Here is a 16,595-nt window from a genome sequence, read left to right on the forward strand (position 1 = left end):
CATGGATGCTGCCGCACATCTCCACCGGGAAGTACGCGCCTTCCACGACGCCGCCCGCAGGGCCGCCGGGGCGGGTGACGCGCCCGTCGTGCCGTCCTGCCCTGACTGGACGATGTCCGATCTGGTGTTCCACCTGGCCGCGGTGCATCGATTCGTGATCGCCATCATCAGGGACCGGCTCGACGGGCCCCCGGACCCCGCCGAGCTGGCCAGGACGGAGTTCCCCGCCGACACGGCGGGCTGGCCGGTCTCCGGCCGGCACCCGACTCCGGGGCCGATCCCGGCGACCCTGCTGGACGCCTTCGAAGAGGGGGCCGCCCGGCTCGAAGCGCTGTTCAGGCGACATTCGCCGGACGATCCCGCGTGGACCTGGTCGCGGGAGCACACGGTCGGGTTCTGGCTGCGGATGCAGATCATCGAGGCCGCCGTGCACCGCTGGGACGCCGAGAACGCCGTCGGCGCGGCCGGCCCGATCCACGAGGAGATCGCGGTGGACGCGATCACGCAGACATTCGAGGTGATGGCGCCGGCGCGGCGGGCCTGGACGTCGGCGCCGCCGGGTGCGGGCGAGCGGTTCCGGTTCCTGCGGGCCGACGGGCCGGGCGACTGGGTGGTGTGCTTCGACGGCGAGCGCGTACGGGTCGGCGACGGGACGGACTTCGACGTCGAGCTGGCGGGCACGGCGTCGGATCTGATGTTGTTCCTCTGGCGGCGGATCCCGGCCGGAGCGCTGGCCGTGCGCGGGGACAAGGCCGTGCTCGATCGCTACTTCGACCTGGTTCCTCCCGTATGACCTAATCTTGCGAGCATGCAGGTCAGGGAGGTGAACGGTACCCAGCTCGCCGTCGTCACGCCGACGTCCGGCGGGTTCGCCCGGCACAGCCACGACGAGTACGTCATCAGCGTCAACGTCAGCGGGCGGGAGCGGGTGCGGCTGGACCGGTCCTCGTTCGAGGTCGATCTGGACGAGGTGACCGCGTACAACCCGGGTCAGGTCCAGTCCTGCACCACGCGGACGCCCGAGGGGGCGGCGTTCACCTGCGTGAGCTGGTACGTCCCGCCGGACGTGCTCGGCGCGCTGGTCGGCGGCCCGCCCCCGGACTTCTCCCACCCCGTCGTCCGCGCCCCTCGGCTGCGGCGTGAACTGCTCCGGGCGGCCGGCCGCCTGGCCGTGACGGGAACCGACCGCCCCGGCGTGCGTGGATCCGGGAACCACCGCCCCAGCCTGACCGAGCCCGCGAGCGACCGCCTCGGCGTGAGCGGGTCCGCGAGCGACCTTCCCGGCCTTGGCCTGGACGGGGTGGGGGACGATGTCCTCGCTCTGGTCGAGGAGCGGCTGACGCTCGTGCTCCTCCGGCTGCTCGATCTCGCCGCCCCCGCCCTGGCCCGCCGGTCTCCCGGGCCGGAGCCGGGGGACGCCAGGATCGCCGCCGTGCTGGACCGGCTGCGGGCCGACCTGTCCAGCGCGCCGCGCCTGGCCGACCTGGCCGGTGAGGCCGGGATGTCCCGGGAGCACCTCGTGCGCTCCTTCACCCGGGCCACCGGCTGCCCGCCGTACGCGTGGCACCTGCAGGCCAGGCTGGCAGAGGGCCGCCGCCGGCTGCGCCGGGGGCTGGCGGTCGCGGAGGTGGCCCACGGGCTGGGGTTCGCCGACCAGGCCCACTTCCACCGGCACTTCACCGCCGCGTACGCCATCACGCCCGGCCGCTACCGGGCCATCAACATCTGACAAGACGCGGCACGACGCCCGCCGACAGAGTGGACGCCATGTCCGAGATCTTCACGCTGGCCCTCTGGATCGGGCTGGTGTTCAACGCGGCGCCCGGCGCGGTGTTCAGCGAGTCGTTGCGCAGGGGTGTGCGGGGCGGGTTCGGGCCGGCGTTCGCGGTGCAGGCCGGGTCGCTGGCGGGTGACGCCGTGTGGGCGGTGCTCGGGCTGGCGGGCGTCGGGGCGCTGTTCGCGGTCCCCGTGCTGCGGGTGCCGCTGACGGTCGCCGGGTGCCTGCTGCTCGCCTGGCTCGGGGTGTCCGGCCTGCGCGACGCCGCCTTCCCACGGCCCGAACCCGCGTCCAGCCGGGGTGCGGTCACAGGCGAACGGTCCAGGAGGGGGGCGGTCGCGGTCGGTGCCGCCATGTCGCTGGGCAACCCCTGGAACGTCGTGTACTGGTCGGGCGCGGCCGGGGCGGTCGGCGCCGTGCTGGGTGAGGACGCGGGGGCCGGAAGCCTGGCCGTGTTCTTCGCCGGGTTCATGACCTCCTCCCTCGCCTGGTGCTTCGTCTCGGCGGGGCTCATCGCCGTCCTGCGCAGGGCGCTGCCTCCGGCGGCCGTACGGGTGCTGGAGGCGGCGTGCGGAGCGGCACTGATCGTCTTCGCGATCCTCCTGGCGGCCAGGCTGCTGCCTGGCGGCTCATGAGAGGCACCCGGGCGGGTGCCTCGCAGGTCACGAGGGGGTGTGGCGGGCATCCGCACGTTCGGCGCCTGGCCCGGCCGGACGCCCGCTCACCGCAGCAACGGCAGCCGCCCCGTGAGCCGCTCGACGATCGCCCGCGGCCCGAAGAGGCTGACCGCGTAGTACGGCGGCTCCTCCGTACGCGCCAGCTCGGCCAGGTAGTCGTCGTAGACGTTGGTCCGCTGCGCGATGGCCGCCATGTCGGTCACCACCAGGCCGGGCTCGGCGGCGGCGTCCTTCCTGATCCGGCTCACGAGAGCGGCCGGCGCCCCCAGCACCGTGCAGCCCGTCCACGGCAGCCCGGCGTGCGGGAGCCCGGAGGCGTCCACGCCGCCCGACCCGACGATCGCCGGCACGGCGACCCCGACGGAGGCGGCCAGGCAGGCCGCGGCGTTGGCCTGCAGGCCTCTGGGCAGGTCGCGGTCGATCACGATCACCCACTTGACCGCGAGTTCCTTGGTGGGCAGGTCGGTACGGCGTTCGAGCTCGTCCAGCACGGTCATCGACGGATCCCTCCTCCGAAGTTGTCCCAGAAGAGTCACACCACAGCCGCCGTTCCACCAACCAGGAAGCAGTATTTCCGAAGAAAATTCGGAAAGACGTGCCAAGATGCGTACGTGGACGAACTTGATGCGGCGATTCTCGCCGAGCTGCAGCGCGACGGCCGCCAGACCAACCGCGAGCTGGCCGAGCACCTCGGCATCGCCCCCTCGACCTGCCTGGAGCGGGTGCGCTCGCTGCGCTCGTCCGGCGTCATCGAGGGCTTCCACGCCGAGGTCAACCTCGACGCGATCGGCCGGCCGGTGCAGGCGCTGATCAACGTGCGCCTGCACCCCAAGATCCGCGAGGCCGTGGAGGGGTTCCGCGACTACGTGGCCGCGCTGCCGGAGACGCTGGCCGTGTTCGTCGTGTCGGGCGGCGACGACTTCATCATCCAGGTCGGCGTGCGGGACGCCGGGCATCTGCGCGACTTCGTGCTCGACCACGTCTCGCGGCACCGCAACATCGCCGACGTGCGTACCTCGCTGGTCTACGACCACATCCGCAAGACGTCGGTGGAGGTGCTGCCGCCGGAGCGCCCCTCCCGCCCGCGCACCGGCCGCGATCGCCGAAACCCTCCACGACATGCCCAGGTCACGAACGTGAACACGCGCCGGCCGCAACGCTAAACAGGTGGTGGCCGAATGGGTGGCCCGGATACGGTTACGGCAGGTCAGCGAGCGGACAAGGGGTGGCGATGCTGCTGGCGGCGCCTCGCCGCACCCTGTCCGCCTGCCGGCCGGCGAACCCGCGGCTCACCCGTACGGAGTCGTCCGACGGCGAGGCGATGGTCACCAGGGGCACCGTCCAAACCCCCGAGATGATCGCGAGCCGCGGGTTCACCCCTCCTTGGCCGGGGAGAAGCCCTCGATCGCCTCGTGGAGCACCTTCCTGAAGGTTTCGCTGCCCGTGTGTCCGGAGTCCTGCACGACGTGCAGCTCGGCGTCCGGCCAGGCCTTGGTCAGCTCCCACGCCGTGTGGAGCGGGCCGCCCATGTCGAGGCGGCCGTGGATCAGCGCGCCGGGGATGCCGGCCAGCCGTCCCGCGTTCCGCAGCAGCACGCCCTCCTCCAGCCAGGCGGCGTTGGAGAAGTAGTGCGCGCAGATGCGGACCATGGCCATGACGGCGTCGGCGGGCCGGTCGCTGTAGGCGTTGGGCTTGCCGTTGGTCTCCTGGGAGATCACCGCGTCCTCCCAGGTGATCCAGTCCTGGGCGGCCTTCTCGCGTACCCGCTGGTCGGGGTTGGACAGCAGCCGCGAGTAGGCGGCCAGCACCCCGAACACGTCCCCGTCGCGGTCAGCCTCGGGCACCCCCTGCACGAAGCGTTCCTGCTCCTCGGGGAAGAACCTGCCGACGCCCCGGTAGAGCCACTCGATCTCGGAGCGGCGCGTCATCGTGACGGCGGGGATGACGATCTGCGACACCCGCTCGGGATGGGTCTCGGCGTAGGCCAGGATCAGCGTCGAGCCCCATGACCCGCCGTACAGCAGCCACTTGTCGATGCCGAGGTGCTCGCGCAGCAGTTCCATGTCGGCGATCAGGTGCCGGGTGGTGTTGTGGGTGAGGTCGGTGGCCGGGTCACTGGCGTGCGGGCGGCTGCGGCCGCAGTTGCGCTGGTCGAACAGGACGATGCGGAAACGTTCCGGGTCGAACGTGCGGCGCGCGCCGGTCGAGCAGCCCGACCCCGGCCCGCCGTGCACGACCACGGCGGGCTTGCCGTCCGGATTGCCGCAGACCTCCCAGTAGACGAGGTTGCCGTCACCGACGTCGAGCATGCCGTGCTCGTACGGTTCGATCGGGGGATACAACGAGGGCTCCTCTCAGCAATGTAACAGCGCTTCAATATAGCTGGAGTCACCCTGCCGACTTGAGCTCCTCGAGATACTCGCGCAAGGGCTTCAACCCGACGCCGGCCCGCCGCTCGTCCACCTTCGCCTCGTCCTCGATGGGGGTGCGGGGCCGCCACTGGCCCTGCGGATCGGTCTCCCACTGCGTGCCGTACACCTGCGGCTTCCGCTCCGCCACCCGGACCCGGTCCACGAGGAAGGCCAGGTCGGACGGGTCGGCGTCGCCCTCGTCCGCGGCCCGCCGCATCAGCTCCAGACCGCGCTTCTGCAGCTCCAGGTCGCGGTCCGCGTGCTGGATGAGCGCCCAGGCGGCCTGCGCGCCGTCCTTGCCGACCAGCTCGTACCCGGGCCAGCCGTGCTGGTCGAGGATCTGGCGCATGCGGTCGGTGTTCGCCTTCTCCACGCGGTCCCAGTCCTCCTGGGACGCCTCCAGGGTCCTGACCTCCTGGTCCAGCTTGAGCATCGCGAGCAGTTCGGTGCGCAGGGCCGGGTTCGCGGGCGCGGCGTCGCCGCAGGCCGCGACGAAGGCGAGCGTGGTGAGCAGGGAGAGGAGGAACGCGCGCATGCTCCGGCTCCTTCCGCCGGGGGGTGCCGCGGTGGCCGGACGGCCACCGCGGGCGGTCGTCCGGTCAGGCTACCGGCGTCCAGCTCTTGCCGACCTGAACGGCCAGGGTGCGGTTCTTGGCACAGTACAACGCCTGGGAATCGTCCTTATCGAGGTGCTTCTCCCAGGTGTTTCACGGGGTATGTCGCCGCCGCGCACTCGTCGTACCAACCATGGGCCCGATGTGTACGTATGCCACGACGGGAACCTTCAACGATTTCACGAAGCGTGACAATAGAGCCCCGGTGTAAAGAGGGCTAGATCCAACTATGAAGTAGTTGAACCACCACTAAGGGTACTGATCGCAGCGATAACTGGATCATCACCCTTAGGGAGCATCATGTACCGGCATGCCGTTGCCGTCGTCACCGCCACCTCCGCCGCCCTGCTCGCGACCGCCGCGCCGGCCCTCGCGGAGGAAACCAAGAGGGAGCCCGCCGGCCAGTGCAGCATCCGCGACGTGTTGAGCATCAACGGGTCGCCACCCTCGCCGCTCGCCGGGACCGTCACCGCCGAGGACATCAGGGGGCTGATGGACACGATCGTCACCGGCAGCCGGCTGCAGGGGTTCTTCTCGGCCGGCGCCGGCGCACCCGCCGTTCCCGCGGTGCCGTACATCGCGCCTCTGGTGTCGTACGCCATGCCTTGGGATGCGCAGCACGCGGTGCCGTACGGTCCGCAAGCCGCCCTGCCGGGCCAGCTGCGGCAGATCATGCTCGGGCAGCCGCAACACGCTCTGCCGGATCAGCCGCTGAACGCCGCCACGTACCAGCCGGGGACCGGGGGCGCGAGCCCGGGCCAGCCCGGGTACTGGGGCCCGAGCCCGAGCCAGTCGTCGGGCCCCAACCCGAGCCCGTCCGCCGCCCCCAGTTCGTCGGTCTCCGCCGCACCGAGCACCTCGGTCTCCGCCTCCGCCGCACCTAGCGTCTCGGTCTCCGCCGCACCGAGCACCTCGGCGTCCACGGTTCCCAGCCCCTTGGCATCCATCGCGCCCCGCCTCGGGACTTCCCCGCTGAGCGCGGGCGGGGCGCCGGTCTCGCCCGCCCGGGACATGTTCGAGGACCTCATCGGCCGGGTGCTGGTGTGCGGCAACGCCACGGCGATCCTGGGCACGGAAGTGTCGTCCATCCCGGACACCGACACCGGGGAAGTCGCCCAGCATCTCGAAACGCTCGTCACCAACCTCCCGGCTTCCTGCGTGACGGCCGGCTCTCCCTCCGCCGGTGCGGCCGGCCCGCCGGAGGGCCGTGCCACGCTGCTGGACGTCATCGGCGTGAGCCAGATCCTGAGCACGCTGACCACCTACCCGGCACTCTGCGCGGGCTCGGCTTCGACGGGCGGGCCCTCAACCTCGCTCCTGGACTCGATCGGCGTGACGAGCCTGTTCGAGGAGCTGGCCGGCTGACACCGGGCGCGGATGGCACCCGTGTCACGCCGATCGACGCCGACGCTGTGCGTGCCCACCGTGCCGATGACGCCGCCGCCGGGCATGGCCGGCCCGTCCGCGGACGGTTTCTGTCGGACCCGGCTGGCACGCTGGCCCGGTCGCCGCAGCCGTCCGCGCCGAAGGGGTCGCCGCATGAGCACGTCCGCCCGGGCCGATGTCCACGTGAGCCACCACCGGTTCCTGATCCAGGAGCAGGGTGACGCGAGCGCGCCGTCCGACGTGCCCAACGGGCTGACCGCGTCGGCGCCCGGCGTCGCCGTCATCCTGACCGGCGTCCACACCGGCGTCGTGGACGTCACCGTACGGCTCGCCGACGCCCCGCCCACCGGCCCCGGCGACGGGTGGGACGAAGTGGAGGAGGTCGAGCTCGTCAGCTTAACGGGCGAGATGCGCCTCGTGAGCCTCGGCACGGACCCGCCCGGCGGGTTCCCCGTCCTGACCGCGCACGGCCCCGGACGCTACGGCATGCGGGTGCACGCCCGCGGCAGGGACCTCGCCGAAGGCGGCGTGACAGGGGTGCCGGCGGAGTTCTACCAGGTGACCGTGTGGCCCATCGACGTCGGGCCGCAGGCTCGCGCCCGGCTCGGGATCGGCGTCGCGGAGGAGCTGGGGCTGCCCGGCAAGTCGCGCGAGATCCGCGAGTGGGCCAAGCGGCACGGCCTGCCGCAGCACGAGCCCGGCCGGCTCGTACGGGCGGAGCCGCGCCTGCTCGTCCCCGCGCCCACACGCGCGGTGGCGGTGGCCGAGGAGCACCGCTTACGTGTCGTCAACCCGCACCAGGACACCGCGCCGGCCCCGGATCTGCCTGCCGGTCTGGTCGCCGCCGCTCCCGACTCCCTGGTCATCCGCACGCTGAAACGCAGGGGCAGGGTCGGCGTGCACGTCAACTGGCAACCGTCGCCGCCCCGCATGGAGGCGCAGGGCTGGGAGGAGTCCGAGGAGATCGAGTTCGTCACGACGACCGGCGTCATGCAGGTCGCGACCATGACCACCGACGACCGCCGGCCGAACCTGACCTACCAGGCCGCGCGCCGCCGGGCGTACACCTCGATCTCGATCTTCATCCGCGGATCCGCCAGGCCGCACATGAGCATCGTGGCGGCCGGGCGCACCTCGCCGAAGCATTCGCGCAGCACGGGCCAGCACGGCTCGAAGTCGGCGCGGTCGGGCAGGAGGTAGCGCACCCGCACGACGTCGCCGAAGCCGCACCCGGCCTCCTCCAGCGCCTGGCCGATGTTGCGCAGGCACTGCGCGGCCTGCTCCACCACGTCGTCGGAGATGGTCATCGTCGAATAGTCGAACCCGGTCGTCCCCGAGACGTGCACCCAGTCACCGTCCACCACGGCCCTGGCATATCCGATCTGCTCCTCGAACGTGGAACCGCTGAGGATCGCGCGTCGCTCCGTCATGCGCGGAACGGTACGTGGCCAGCACCGATACGTCTAATACAGCCCGAGCCATGGGCTGATATCTCTAGAGGTATGGATCGCCCGGAACTGCCGCTGGCCCAGCTGCACGCCTTCGTCGTACTCGCCGAGGAGCTGCACTTCGGCCATGCCGCCGATCGCCTGGGCATCGCGCAGCCGCCGCTGAGCCAGCAGATCCGCCGCCTGGAGGGCAAGGTGGGGCATGCGCTGTTCAGCCGCACGCCGGGCCGGGTCGCGCTCACCCCGGCCGGTCGCGAGCTGCTGCCCTCGGCCCGCCGGGCGCTGGCCGAGCTGGCGGGCGGCCTGGCGGCGGCGCGGGCCGTGGGCAGCGGCCGGGCGGGGCGGATCCGGCTCGGGTTCGCCGCCTCGCTGGCCTTGACGATCCTGCCGGAGCTGCTGAGCGCCTACCGGGAACGTTTCCCTCGGGTGCGCATCGAGATCCACGAGATGACGACGGCGCCCCAGCTCGCCGCCCTGCGGGAGCGGCGCATCGATGTCGGGCTGCTGCGGGAGCCCCCGGACGACGAGCCCGAGCTGGGGTTCGCGACCGTGCTGCGCGAGCCGTTCGTGGCCGTGCTCCCGTCGGGGCACCCGCTCGCCACCGGGCGCACGGTCGAGCTCGCGCGGCTGGCCGGCTCGCCTTTCGTACTGCTGCCGCGCGAGCACGGTCCCGGCCTGCACGACCGGATCACGGGGATGTGCAGGGACGCCGGGTTCACTCCCGAGGTGGCGCAGCACGCGGTGGAGTGGCAGACCGTGTGTGCGCTGGTGGAGGCGGGGCTGGGTGTGTCACTGGCGCCTGCGAGCATCCGCCGGATCCGGCTCAGGGGTGTGGCCTTCCGCCGGGTGACGCCGGGCGGCGTACGCACGAGCGTGGCGGCGGCCTGGCGCGCGGGCGACGCCGACCCGCTCGTCACGGGCCTGCTGGAAACAGTGCTCAAGCGGGACTCCGTCCCCGAAGGGGCCTGACTCTCGGGCCGGGCCATGCCCGATCAGCGGGACTGCGTCCCGGAAGCAAGCAGGCTTCAGCGGGGGATCAGCACGCTGGCCTGGTTGCTGCCGGGCACCACGCCCGCCTTCCGGTGCGCCTCCTTGAGCGCGTCGGAAGCGAAGTGCCGCCGCATCGCCTGGGCGTCCTCGCATTCGAAAAGCACGACCGCTTCCTCCGGCCGCTCGGCGTCGACGGTGACCAGGACGGTGCGCATCCCGGCCGCCGCCCTCACCTCCGCCAGCTCCTCGAACGCCGCACGCCACGTGTCGTAGTCGGTGAACCGCTGCCTGATGAGCAGGTACTCCATGGCTGGACTCCTCTAACTCAACGCTGTTGAGTTAACCGTAACACACAAAACTCAACAGTGGTGAGATAATCTGGGGGCATGCCACAACAAAAACGGGCCGGCGGGCGGCGACCAGGCGCGACCCGTACGCGCGAGGAGATACTCGAGGCCGCGCAGCGCAGCTTCGCCGACTCCGGCTACGACGGCACCACGATCCGCGGGGTGGCCCGGACGGCGGGCGTCGATCCCGCTCTGGTGGTGCAGTTCTTCGGCAGCAAGGACGGGCTCTTCGAGGCCGCCCTGCGCGCCGACCCGCCCATGCGGGACCTGGTCACGCTGGCCGGCGAGGGCGAGGCGGCCGACCTCGGCATGCGCCTCGCCCGCCGCTATCTGGAGCTGTGGGAGGACCCGCACACAGGCCCCAGGATGCTGGCCGTCATCCGGGCCGCCACGGCCGCGCCGAGCGCGTCGGCCATGGTCACGGCGTTCATGACGGACGCGGTGATGCTGCCCCTGGCGCGGGCCATCGACGCCGACGACGCCGAGCTGCGCGCCGCCCTCACCGGGGCCTACCTGCTCGGCGTGGCGACGGCACGGTACGTGCTGCGCATCGGGCCCCTGGCCTCACTGCCCAGGCAGGACGCCGCCTCCATCCTGGCCCCGGTCGTCCAGCACCACCTCACCGGCCGGCTCCGGGATCCGGACGTCCAGCACCACCCCACCGGCTGACTCCGGGATCCGGCTGTTCCAGCACCACCCCACCGGCCGGACGCCGGGAACCCGCCGTCCGGCACCACCCCCACCAGTCAGCTCCAGGGGCCGTCTCTCCAGCACCACCCCAGCTACCGGCTGCGAGGCCCGAGCACCACCGGCAGCCTCATCGGCCCCTCCGTGATGAGCGACGGCGTGTAGGGGATCTCGTCCGCCCCGATCGCCAGCCGCAGCCCGGGAAAGCGGCCGAACAACGACGACAGCGCGATCCGCATCTCCAGCCTGGCCAGCGGCGCGCCCAGGCAGAAGTGCGGCCCGCGACCGAAGCCGACGTGCACGTCCGGCTTGCGCGAGGCGTCGAAGCGAGCGGCGTCCGCGCCGTACCTGGCCGGGTCCGTGTCCGCCCCGTCGAGCGCGACGGCGATCGGCTCGCCCGCCGGGATCTTCGTGCCGGCCACCTGCACGTCCTTGAGCGGGTAGCGGAACATCACGTTGAGCACCGAGTTACGGCTGCGCAGCGCCTCCTCCACCACCCTCGCCCAGGAGTCGTGGTCGTCGGTGACGGGCACCTGGGCGGGGTCGGCGCACAGGGCGATGACCGTGTTCGCGATCAGGTGCACGGTGGTCTCGTGACCGGCGATGAGCACCAGCCACAGGATCCACAACATCTCGTTGTCCGACAGCCGGTCCCCGTCGTCCTCCTGCGCCTGGATGAGGCCGCTGGTCAGGTCGTCGCCCGGCTCGGCGCGCTTGCGCTCGATGAACGCGGCCAGGTACGCCAGCATCGCCTGCGCCGCCGCGGCGGCCTCCTCCGGGCCGGCGGTGTGGAAGAGCAGCACGTTCGTCCACTCGCGGAGCTGGTAGCGCTCCGCTTCCGGCACGCCGAACAGCTCGCAGATCACGGCGATGGGCAGCGGCTCGCTGAAGTGCCGTACGAGGTCCACCACCTCGCCCTCGCCTGCGAGCCCGTCGAGCAGCCCGTCGGTGATCTCCTGGATGCGTGGCGCCATGGAGGCCACCCGGGCGGGGGTGAACGCGCGGTTGATCAGGCCGCGCAGCCGGCGGTGGTCGTCGCCGTCCTTGGTCAGCAGGTGGTCGCCCTGGACGAGCTGGCGCAGCGGCCAGTCAGGGGGGATGGTGCCGTCGTGCATGGCGGGGCAGTTGAGATGGCTCTTGCTGTACAGGGTGCCGTCGTTGGCCAGCACCTCGTTGACGCTCTCGTACGAGGTCACCATCCAGGCGTGGACCTTGCCCGGCAACTCGATGGGAACGACGGGTCCGCCTTCGTCCCTGAACCGGCGGATCGTCTGCGACGTTCGCTCACCAGGGACTGGAATCTGCAGGGGTTCCATGCGCAGTCTCCCGTGTCGGAGGGACTTCAACTGTCCGCTCAACCGACGATCCGGGCCAGAGCGCTTCGTGGTCATGTCACCGCGCAGTCGGCGACACCTGCCGCCGGAGTTACATTCTGCTACGGGATGACTTCATCCAGCTCCACCATCGAACCGGCCCATCACGCCCCCTCCGGCGGTTGTAGCAAGATGTCCGGATGATCATTCCTAGCCCGTTACGGCCGCGACGGCTGCCGCTCTTCGGCCTCGCTGTCGCCCTCGTCGCCGTTGCCCTCACGTTCAGCACTCCGCCGTTGCTCGATCTGGCCTCCGTGACGCCGGGCGTGTACCAGTTGCGCGGGCTCGCGGCGACCGTCGCCGCCCTTCTGGTGGCGCCGCTGCTCGGGGTGCTCGTGGACCGGGCGCGGCGGCGCCGTACGGTGCTGGTCGCGCTGGCGCTCGTGGGCGCGGCGGGGCTCGCGATCACCCGCGGGGCGACGGCAGGATGGGACGCGGCGGGAGCTCCCGCCGCCGCGGCCGGGATGATCATGGTGGGCTGCCTGACGGCTCTGGGGCCGGTCGGTCAGGAGGCGTACCTGCCGGCGATCGTCGGCCGCGACCGCCTGGTCGGCGCGAATGCCCTGCTGTACGTGCTGCCGCAGGGCGTCATGGTGGCGATCGGGGTCTTGCTGGCCTGGACCGAACCCGAGGGTCCGGCGCTCGTGATCGTCGTCTGCGTGTTGCTGCTCCTCGCGGCGGCGGCGTTCCGAGGGGTCGAGGCCGACGAGCCGATCCAGACGGTCGAGGCGGTCGAGGCGGTCGAGGAGCCGCCGCCGTCCCGGGCCGGGCTCTGGCGCGAGGCGGTGGAAGGAGTGCGCTTCACCCTGCGCGAGCCGGCGCTGCGGGCGATCGCCCTGTGCCTGATGGTGACGACCCTGTCCGCCGAGTTCACCGACGAGGTGCAGGACGCGGCGCGCGGCGCGCTGGTGCACGGTGTACCGGCGAGCGGGTACCTCTCGCTGTCCCTGACGGTCATCGGCTACGGCTCGATCCTCCTCGGACCGCTGGCGGCCGTGCTGCTGCACCGCAGGCTCGGCACCTATCGCCTGGCCTGGGTGGCCCTGCTGGCGAGCCAGCCGTTCACCCTGCTGCTCGCCCTGTCCGGCGGGGCCGGCGGATTCATCTGCGGCGTCCCGCGAGGAGGCCCGGTCAGCGCACCCGTAGGACGCGGCCCCTGCGCTCGCCCGTGAACTCGCCCGACTCCACCACCACCTGCCCTTCGAGCAGCACGTGCACGATTCCGGACGGCCGGGCCGAGGGGGTGGCGTAGGTGCCGGCATGGCCGATGGTGCCCGGGTCGAAGACGCAGATGTCGGCCCAGGCCCCGGGCCCCAGCCAGCCCCTCCCGCGCAGGGCGAACTGGTCGGCGTTCGCGGAGGTCGCCTTGCGTACGGCCTCCTCCCAGGAGACGACCTCGCGCTCCCGCACGTACGTGCCGAAGAAGCGCGGGAAGCAGCCCCACGTGCGGGGGTGCTCCAGGCCGGTGGGGAGCCCGTTGTCGGAGCCGATGCCGATGAGCGGGTCGGCCATGATCTCGGTCAGGTCCTCCTCGGCCATCAGGAAGGCCACCATCGTGGCGGCGGGGTCGGCGGCGACCAGCGCGCAGGTGGCCGCCCAGGCGTCCACCTCCAGCCTGCGGGCGATGTCGGCCAGCGAGCGGCCGGTGTAGGAGGGCTCGGCGTGCGCGGTGACCAGGACGTCCTCCGGCGTGACGTCCTGCCACAGGCCCGCCCCCGTCCCGCCCGCCTCGGCCCGCGCGCGCAGCCGCTCGCGCTCGGCCGGCGCCGCCAGCACCTCGCGCACCCGGCCGCCGGCCAGCGCCGACGGCGGCAGCAGCGCGGCCAGCACGGTCGCGCCCGCGACGTAGGGGTACTGGTCCCCGCGCACGTCCACCCCGCGCATCCGTGCCTCGCGCAGCCGGTCGAGCAACATCCGGGCCCGCCCGTGGTTGGCCCGTCCGGCGACCTTGCAGTGCGACACCTGCAGCCGCACGCGGGCCCGCCGTGCCACCTCGATGGCCTCGTCCAGCGCCGCCGCCAGCCCCGCGCCCTCGTCACGCAGGTGCGTGGCGTACGGCGCCCCGTACCCGTGCGCCACGCCGGCCAGCGCCACCAGTTCCTCGGTGCCGGCGTAGCCGCCCGGCGGGTAGATCAGCCCGCTGGACAGCCCGCACGCGCCCGCCGCGAAGGCCGCCGCGGCGAGATCGCACATCCGCTCCAGGTCGCCGTCGCGCAGGCGCTCGTCGAACCCGGCCACGGCCGCGCGCAGCGTCGAGTGCCCGATGAGGGTCGCCATGTGGTTCGTGGGCCCGGCCGCCGTGATCGTCTCCAGGTACTCGGCGAACATCCAGTCGGGCACGGCCACGCCGGTCACCTCCGCCAGCACGGAGGCGTCGGGCGCGTAGGAGAAGCCGCAGTTGCCGTTGACCTCGGTGGTGACGCCCTGCAGCAGCTTGAACGGCTGCGGCTGCGCCATGAGCGGCACCAGGTCGGAATGCGCGTGGGCGTCCACGAACCCCGGCGCCACGGCCAGCCCCGTGACGTCGATCACCCGGCGCGCGGCCCCGAGCTCCCGCCCCATCTCCACGACCCAGCCGCCCGAGATGGCGACGTCGCCGACGAAGGCCGGGGACCCGAGACCGTCGTACACGGTGCCACCGCTGAGGATGAGATCGACCATGTAACCCACCCAACATCGCAAGAGTCAATAAATCTTGTCATGTCATACAACGTCGTTCGCCGGCGTAGGTTCCATGGCCGGTCGCTGACATCCGGATCGGGCATGAAGTCAAAGCGGCGGCAAGGCACTCTTGCGGACGACATACCGGTCGGTTTTAAATACGCCCGGCGCTGACCCAGCCACCCCTGCCGCCGACGAGGAGCCTCCGTGAACATCCCCGCAGGTCGGGCGACATTTTCCGCCGCCCTCGATCTCCACGCCGTCCTGTTAGCGCTATCACCGCGCCGCCCCGCCTCGTGAAACTTTCTTTTTGCCCATTGGGAAAGCGCTTACCGACCGTAAAGGAAACCGCCATGCGCTTACACCTGGCCGCCGCGGCCGCCGTCCTGGCCCTGGCAGCGACCGCGCACCCCGTCCAAGCCGCACCGCCGACCAAGCAGATGGAGGACCTGGACCGGGGGCTGGTCAGCGTACGCTCCGGCTCCGGCAACCTCGTCTCCTGGCGGCTGCTCGGCACCGACCCCGACGGCGTCGCCTTCAACGTCTACCGCGGCTCGACCAGGGTCGCGACCGGCCTGACGGGCTCGACCAACTACCTCGACAACGGCGCCACGGCCGAGTCCTCCTACACCGTCCGCGCCGTCGTGAACGGGGCCGAGCAGGCCGCCTCGCCCGCCTCCCTGCGCTTCACCGGCGGCTCGTACCTGGACGTGCCCATCCAGCCGCCCTCCGGCGGCACCACCCCGGACGGCGTCTCCTACACCTACAGCGCCAACGATGCCGGCGTCGGCGACGTGGACGGCGACGGGCAGTACGAGATCGTGCTGAAGTGGGACCCGTCCAACGCCAAGGACAACTCGCAGTCCGGTTACACCGGCAACGTGTTCGTGGACGCGTACCGGCTGAACGGCACCCGGTTGTGGCGCATCGACCTGGGCCGCAACATCCGGGCCGGCGCGCACTACACGCAGTTCCAGGTCTACGACTACGACGGCGACGGCCGCGCCGAGGTGGCCATGAAGACCGCCGACGGCACCAGGGACGGCGCCGGCACGGTCATCGGCAGCTCCGGCGCCGACCACCGCAACTCCAGCGGCTACGTGCTCAGCGGCCCCGAGTACCTGACCATGTTCAACGGCCTGACCGGCGCCGCCATGTCCACGGTGAACTACGACCCGCCCCGCGGCACGGTCTCCTCCTGGGGCGACAACTACGGCAACCGCGTCGACCGGTTCCTGGCCGGGACCGCGTACCTGGACGGCGAACGCCCCTCGCTGATCATGGCCCGCGGCTACTACACCCGCAGCGTCATCGCCGCCTGGGACTTCCGCAACGGCGCGCTCACCAAGCGCTGGACGTTCGACAGCAACTCGGCCGGCTCCCAGTACGCCGGGCAGGGCAGCCACAGCCTGTCCGTCGGCGACATCGACCAGGACGGCCGCGACGAGATCGTCTACGGCGCCATGGCCGTCAACGACAACGGCACCGGCATGTGGTCCACCCGCACCGGCCACGGCGACGCCCAGCACCTGGGCGACTTCGACCCGGCCAGGGCCGGGCTGGAGTACTTCAAGGTCAGCGAGTCCTCCTCGCAGCCCAGCTCGCTCTACATCGACCCGCGCACCGGCGGCATCCTGTGGTCCACCGCCGCGGGCTCCGACAACGGCCGCGGCGTGGCCGGCGACATCTCGACGGTCCGGGTCGCCGGCGAGTTCTGGTCCGCCTCGGACACCACGATGCGCAGCGTCACCGGCAACAGCGCGGGCCGCGAGCCGTCCTCGGTGAACTTCCTCATCTGGTGGGACGCCGACCCGCTCAGGGAACTGCTCGACCAGACCAGGATCGACAAGTACGGCACCAGCTCCGACACCCGCCTGCTGACCGCCTCCGGCGTGCACTCCAACAACGGCACCAAGGCCACCCCGTCGCTGTCGGCCGACCTGTTCGGCGACTGGCGTGAGGAGGTCATCTGGCCCACCAGCGACAACCGCGCCCTGCGCATCCACGCCACCACCACGCCGACGGACCGGCGCATCTACACGCTGATGCACGACCCGCTCTACCGCGTCTCGGTGGCCTGGCAGAACACCGCCTACAACCAGCCTCCGCACACCAGCTTCTTCCTCGGCGACCGCATGCCCACGCCCCCGCGGCCGGACATCTACGTGCGCTGACCTCCGTACGTACGTAGATCCCCTCACCGGACAGGCACGCGCCGCCGATC

Annotated in this window: 17 protein-coding genes; 9 read left to right on the forward strand and 8 right to left on the reverse strand. The window is 71.9% G+C overall.

Annotated elements, in window-relative coordinates; translation table 11 throughout:
- Position 1: 1 nt before the first annotated feature.
- From ACBJ32_RS42505 to ACBJ32_RS42515, 3 genes are read left to right on the forward strand one after another with little or no spacing between them, the layout of a single operon-like run.
- Positions 2-793, forward strand: a complete 792-nt coding sequence (locus ACBJ32_RS42505) for a maleylpyruvate isomerase family mycothiol-dependent enzyme (protein ID WP_375131603.1) — start codon at positions 2-4, stop codon at positions 791-793.
- Positions 794-808: 15 nt separating this feature from the next.
- On the forward strand, positions 809-1,729 hold the full coding sequence (locus tag ACBJ32_RS42510) for an AraC family transcriptional regulator (RefSeq protein WP_375131604.1): 921 nt from the start codon (positions 809-811) through the stop codon (positions 1,727-1,729).
- Positions 1,730-1,767: 38 nt separating this feature from the next.
- Complete coding sequence (locus tag ACBJ32_RS42515) at positions 1,768-2,412, forward strand: LysE family transporter (RefSeq protein WP_375131605.1); 645 nt, start codon at positions 1,768-1,770, stop codon at positions 2,410-2,412.
- 86 nt (positions 2,413-2,498) lie between these two features.
- On the opposite strand, the gene ACBJ32_RS42520 is transcribed toward ACBJ32_RS42515, so the two are convergent.
- On the reverse strand, positions 2,499-2,951 hold the full coding sequence (locus tag ACBJ32_RS42520) for a DUF2000 domain-containing protein (RefSeq protein WP_375131606.1): 453 nt from the start codon (positions 2,949-2,951) through the stop codon (positions 2,499-2,501).
- Positions 2,952-3,065: 114 nt separating this feature from the next.
- On the opposite strand from ACBJ32_RS42520, the gene ACBJ32_RS42525 reads away from it, so the two are divergent.
- Entirely contained in the window at positions 3,066-3,617 is a 552-nt protein-coding gene (locus tag ACBJ32_RS42525; protein ID WP_375131607.1) for an Lrp/AsnC family transcriptional regulator, read from the forward strand.
- A gap of 34 nt (positions 3,618-3,651) precedes the next feature.
- Here ACBJ32_RS42525 and ACBJ32_RS42530 read toward each other — a convergent pair whose 3' ends face one another.
- Genes ACBJ32_RS42530 through ACBJ32_RS42540 form a run of 3 tightly spaced genes read right to left on the reverse strand, consistent with a single transcriptional unit; the run spans position 3,652 to position 5,400 of the window.
- Entirely contained in the window at positions 3,652-3,831 is a 180-nt protein-coding gene (locus tag ACBJ32_RS42530; RefSeq protein ID WP_357876607.1) for a hypothetical protein, read from the reverse strand.
- Positions 3,828-4,796, reverse strand: a complete 969-nt coding sequence (gene pip / locus ACBJ32_RS42535) for a prolyl aminopeptidase (RefSeq protein ID WP_375131608.1) — start codon at positions 4,794-4,796, stop codon at positions 3,828-3,830. The genes ACBJ32_RS42530 and pip overlap by 4 nt, the downstream gene beginning before the upstream one ends.
- A gap of 46 nt (positions 4,797-4,842) precedes the next feature.
- Positions 4,843-5,400, reverse strand: coding sequence for a DUF6624 domain-containing protein (locus ACBJ32_RS42540; RefSeq protein ID WP_375131609.1), 558 nt, complete (start codon positions 5,398-5,400; stop codon positions 4,843-4,845).
- Positions 5,401-5,779: 379 nt separating this feature from the next.
- Here ACBJ32_RS42540 and ACBJ32_RS42545 point away from each other — a divergent pair, with 379 nt between their 5' ends.
- A complete protein-coding gene (locus tag ACBJ32_RS42545; RefSeq protein WP_375131610.1) occupies positions 5,780-6,844 on the forward strand; it encodes a hypothetical protein in 1,065 nt (354 codons plus the stop codon).
- A gap of 1,058 nt (positions 6,845-7,902) precedes the next feature.
- Here the strand turns inward: ACBJ32_RS42545 and ACBJ32_RS42550 are convergent.
- Positions 7,903-8,295, reverse strand: a complete 393-nt coding sequence (locus ACBJ32_RS42550) for a RidA family protein (protein ID WP_375131611.1) — start codon at positions 8,293-8,295, stop codon at positions 7,903-7,905.
- 72 nt (positions 8,296-8,367) lie between these two features.
- On the opposite strand from ACBJ32_RS42550, the gene ACBJ32_RS42555 reads away from it, so the two are divergent.
- Positions 8,368-9,282: a LysR family transcriptional regulator gene (locus ACBJ32_RS42555; RefSeq protein WP_375131612.1), complete on the forward strand. Its 915-nt coding sequence runs from the start codon at positions 8,368-8,370 to the stop codon at positions 9,280-9,282.
- A gap of 56 nt (positions 9,283-9,338) precedes the next feature.
- On the opposite strand, the gene ACBJ32_RS42560 is transcribed toward ACBJ32_RS42555, so the two are convergent.
- Entirely contained in the window at positions 9,339-9,611 is a 273-nt protein-coding gene (locus ACBJ32_RS42560; protein ID WP_375131613.1) for an antibiotic biosynthesis monooxygenase, read from the reverse strand.
- Positions 9,612-9,689: 78 nt separating this feature from the next.
- On the opposite strand from ACBJ32_RS42560, the gene ACBJ32_RS42565 reads away from it, so the two are divergent.
- Complete coding sequence (locus tag ACBJ32_RS42565) at positions 9,690-10,319, forward strand: TetR family transcriptional regulator (protein ID WP_375131614.1); 630 nt, start codon at positions 9,690-9,692, stop codon at positions 10,317-10,319.
- A 113-nt stretch (positions 10,320-10,432) separates the two neighbouring features.
- On the opposite strand, the gene ACBJ32_RS42570 is transcribed toward ACBJ32_RS42565, so the two are convergent.
- A complete protein-coding gene (locus ACBJ32_RS42570; protein WP_375131615.1) occupies positions 10,433-11,728 on the reverse strand; it encodes a cytochrome P450 in 1,296 nt (431 codons plus the stop codon).
- A 122-nt stretch (positions 11,729-11,850) separates the two neighbouring features.
- Between ACBJ32_RS42570 and ACBJ32_RS42575 the strand changes: the two genes are divergently transcribed.
- Positions 11,851-12,882, forward strand: coding sequence for an MFS transporter (locus ACBJ32_RS42575; RefSeq protein ID WP_375131616.1), 1,032 nt, complete (start codon positions 11,851-11,853; stop codon positions 12,880-12,882).
- Here ACBJ32_RS42575 and ACBJ32_RS42580 read toward each other — a convergent pair.
- A complete protein-coding gene (locus ACBJ32_RS42580; RefSeq protein ID WP_375131617.1) occupies positions 12,842-14,371 on the reverse strand; it encodes an amidohydrolase family protein in 1,530 nt (509 codons plus the stop codon). The genes ACBJ32_RS42575 and ACBJ32_RS42580 overlap by 41 nt on opposite strands.
- Positions 14,372-14,724: 353 nt before the next feature.
- Here ACBJ32_RS42580 and ACBJ32_RS42585 point away from each other — a divergent pair, with 353 nt between their 5' ends.
- Entirely contained in the window at positions 14,725-16,545 is a 1,821-nt protein-coding gene (locus ACBJ32_RS42585; protein WP_375131618.1) for a rhamnogalacturonan lyase, read from the forward strand.
- Positions 16,546-16,595: the final 50 nt, after the last annotated feature.

Source organism: Nonomuraea sp. GTA35 (assembly GCF_041950525.1).
GTDB lineage: Bacteria > Actinomycetota > Actinomycetes > Streptosporangiales > Streptosporangiaceae > Nonomuraea.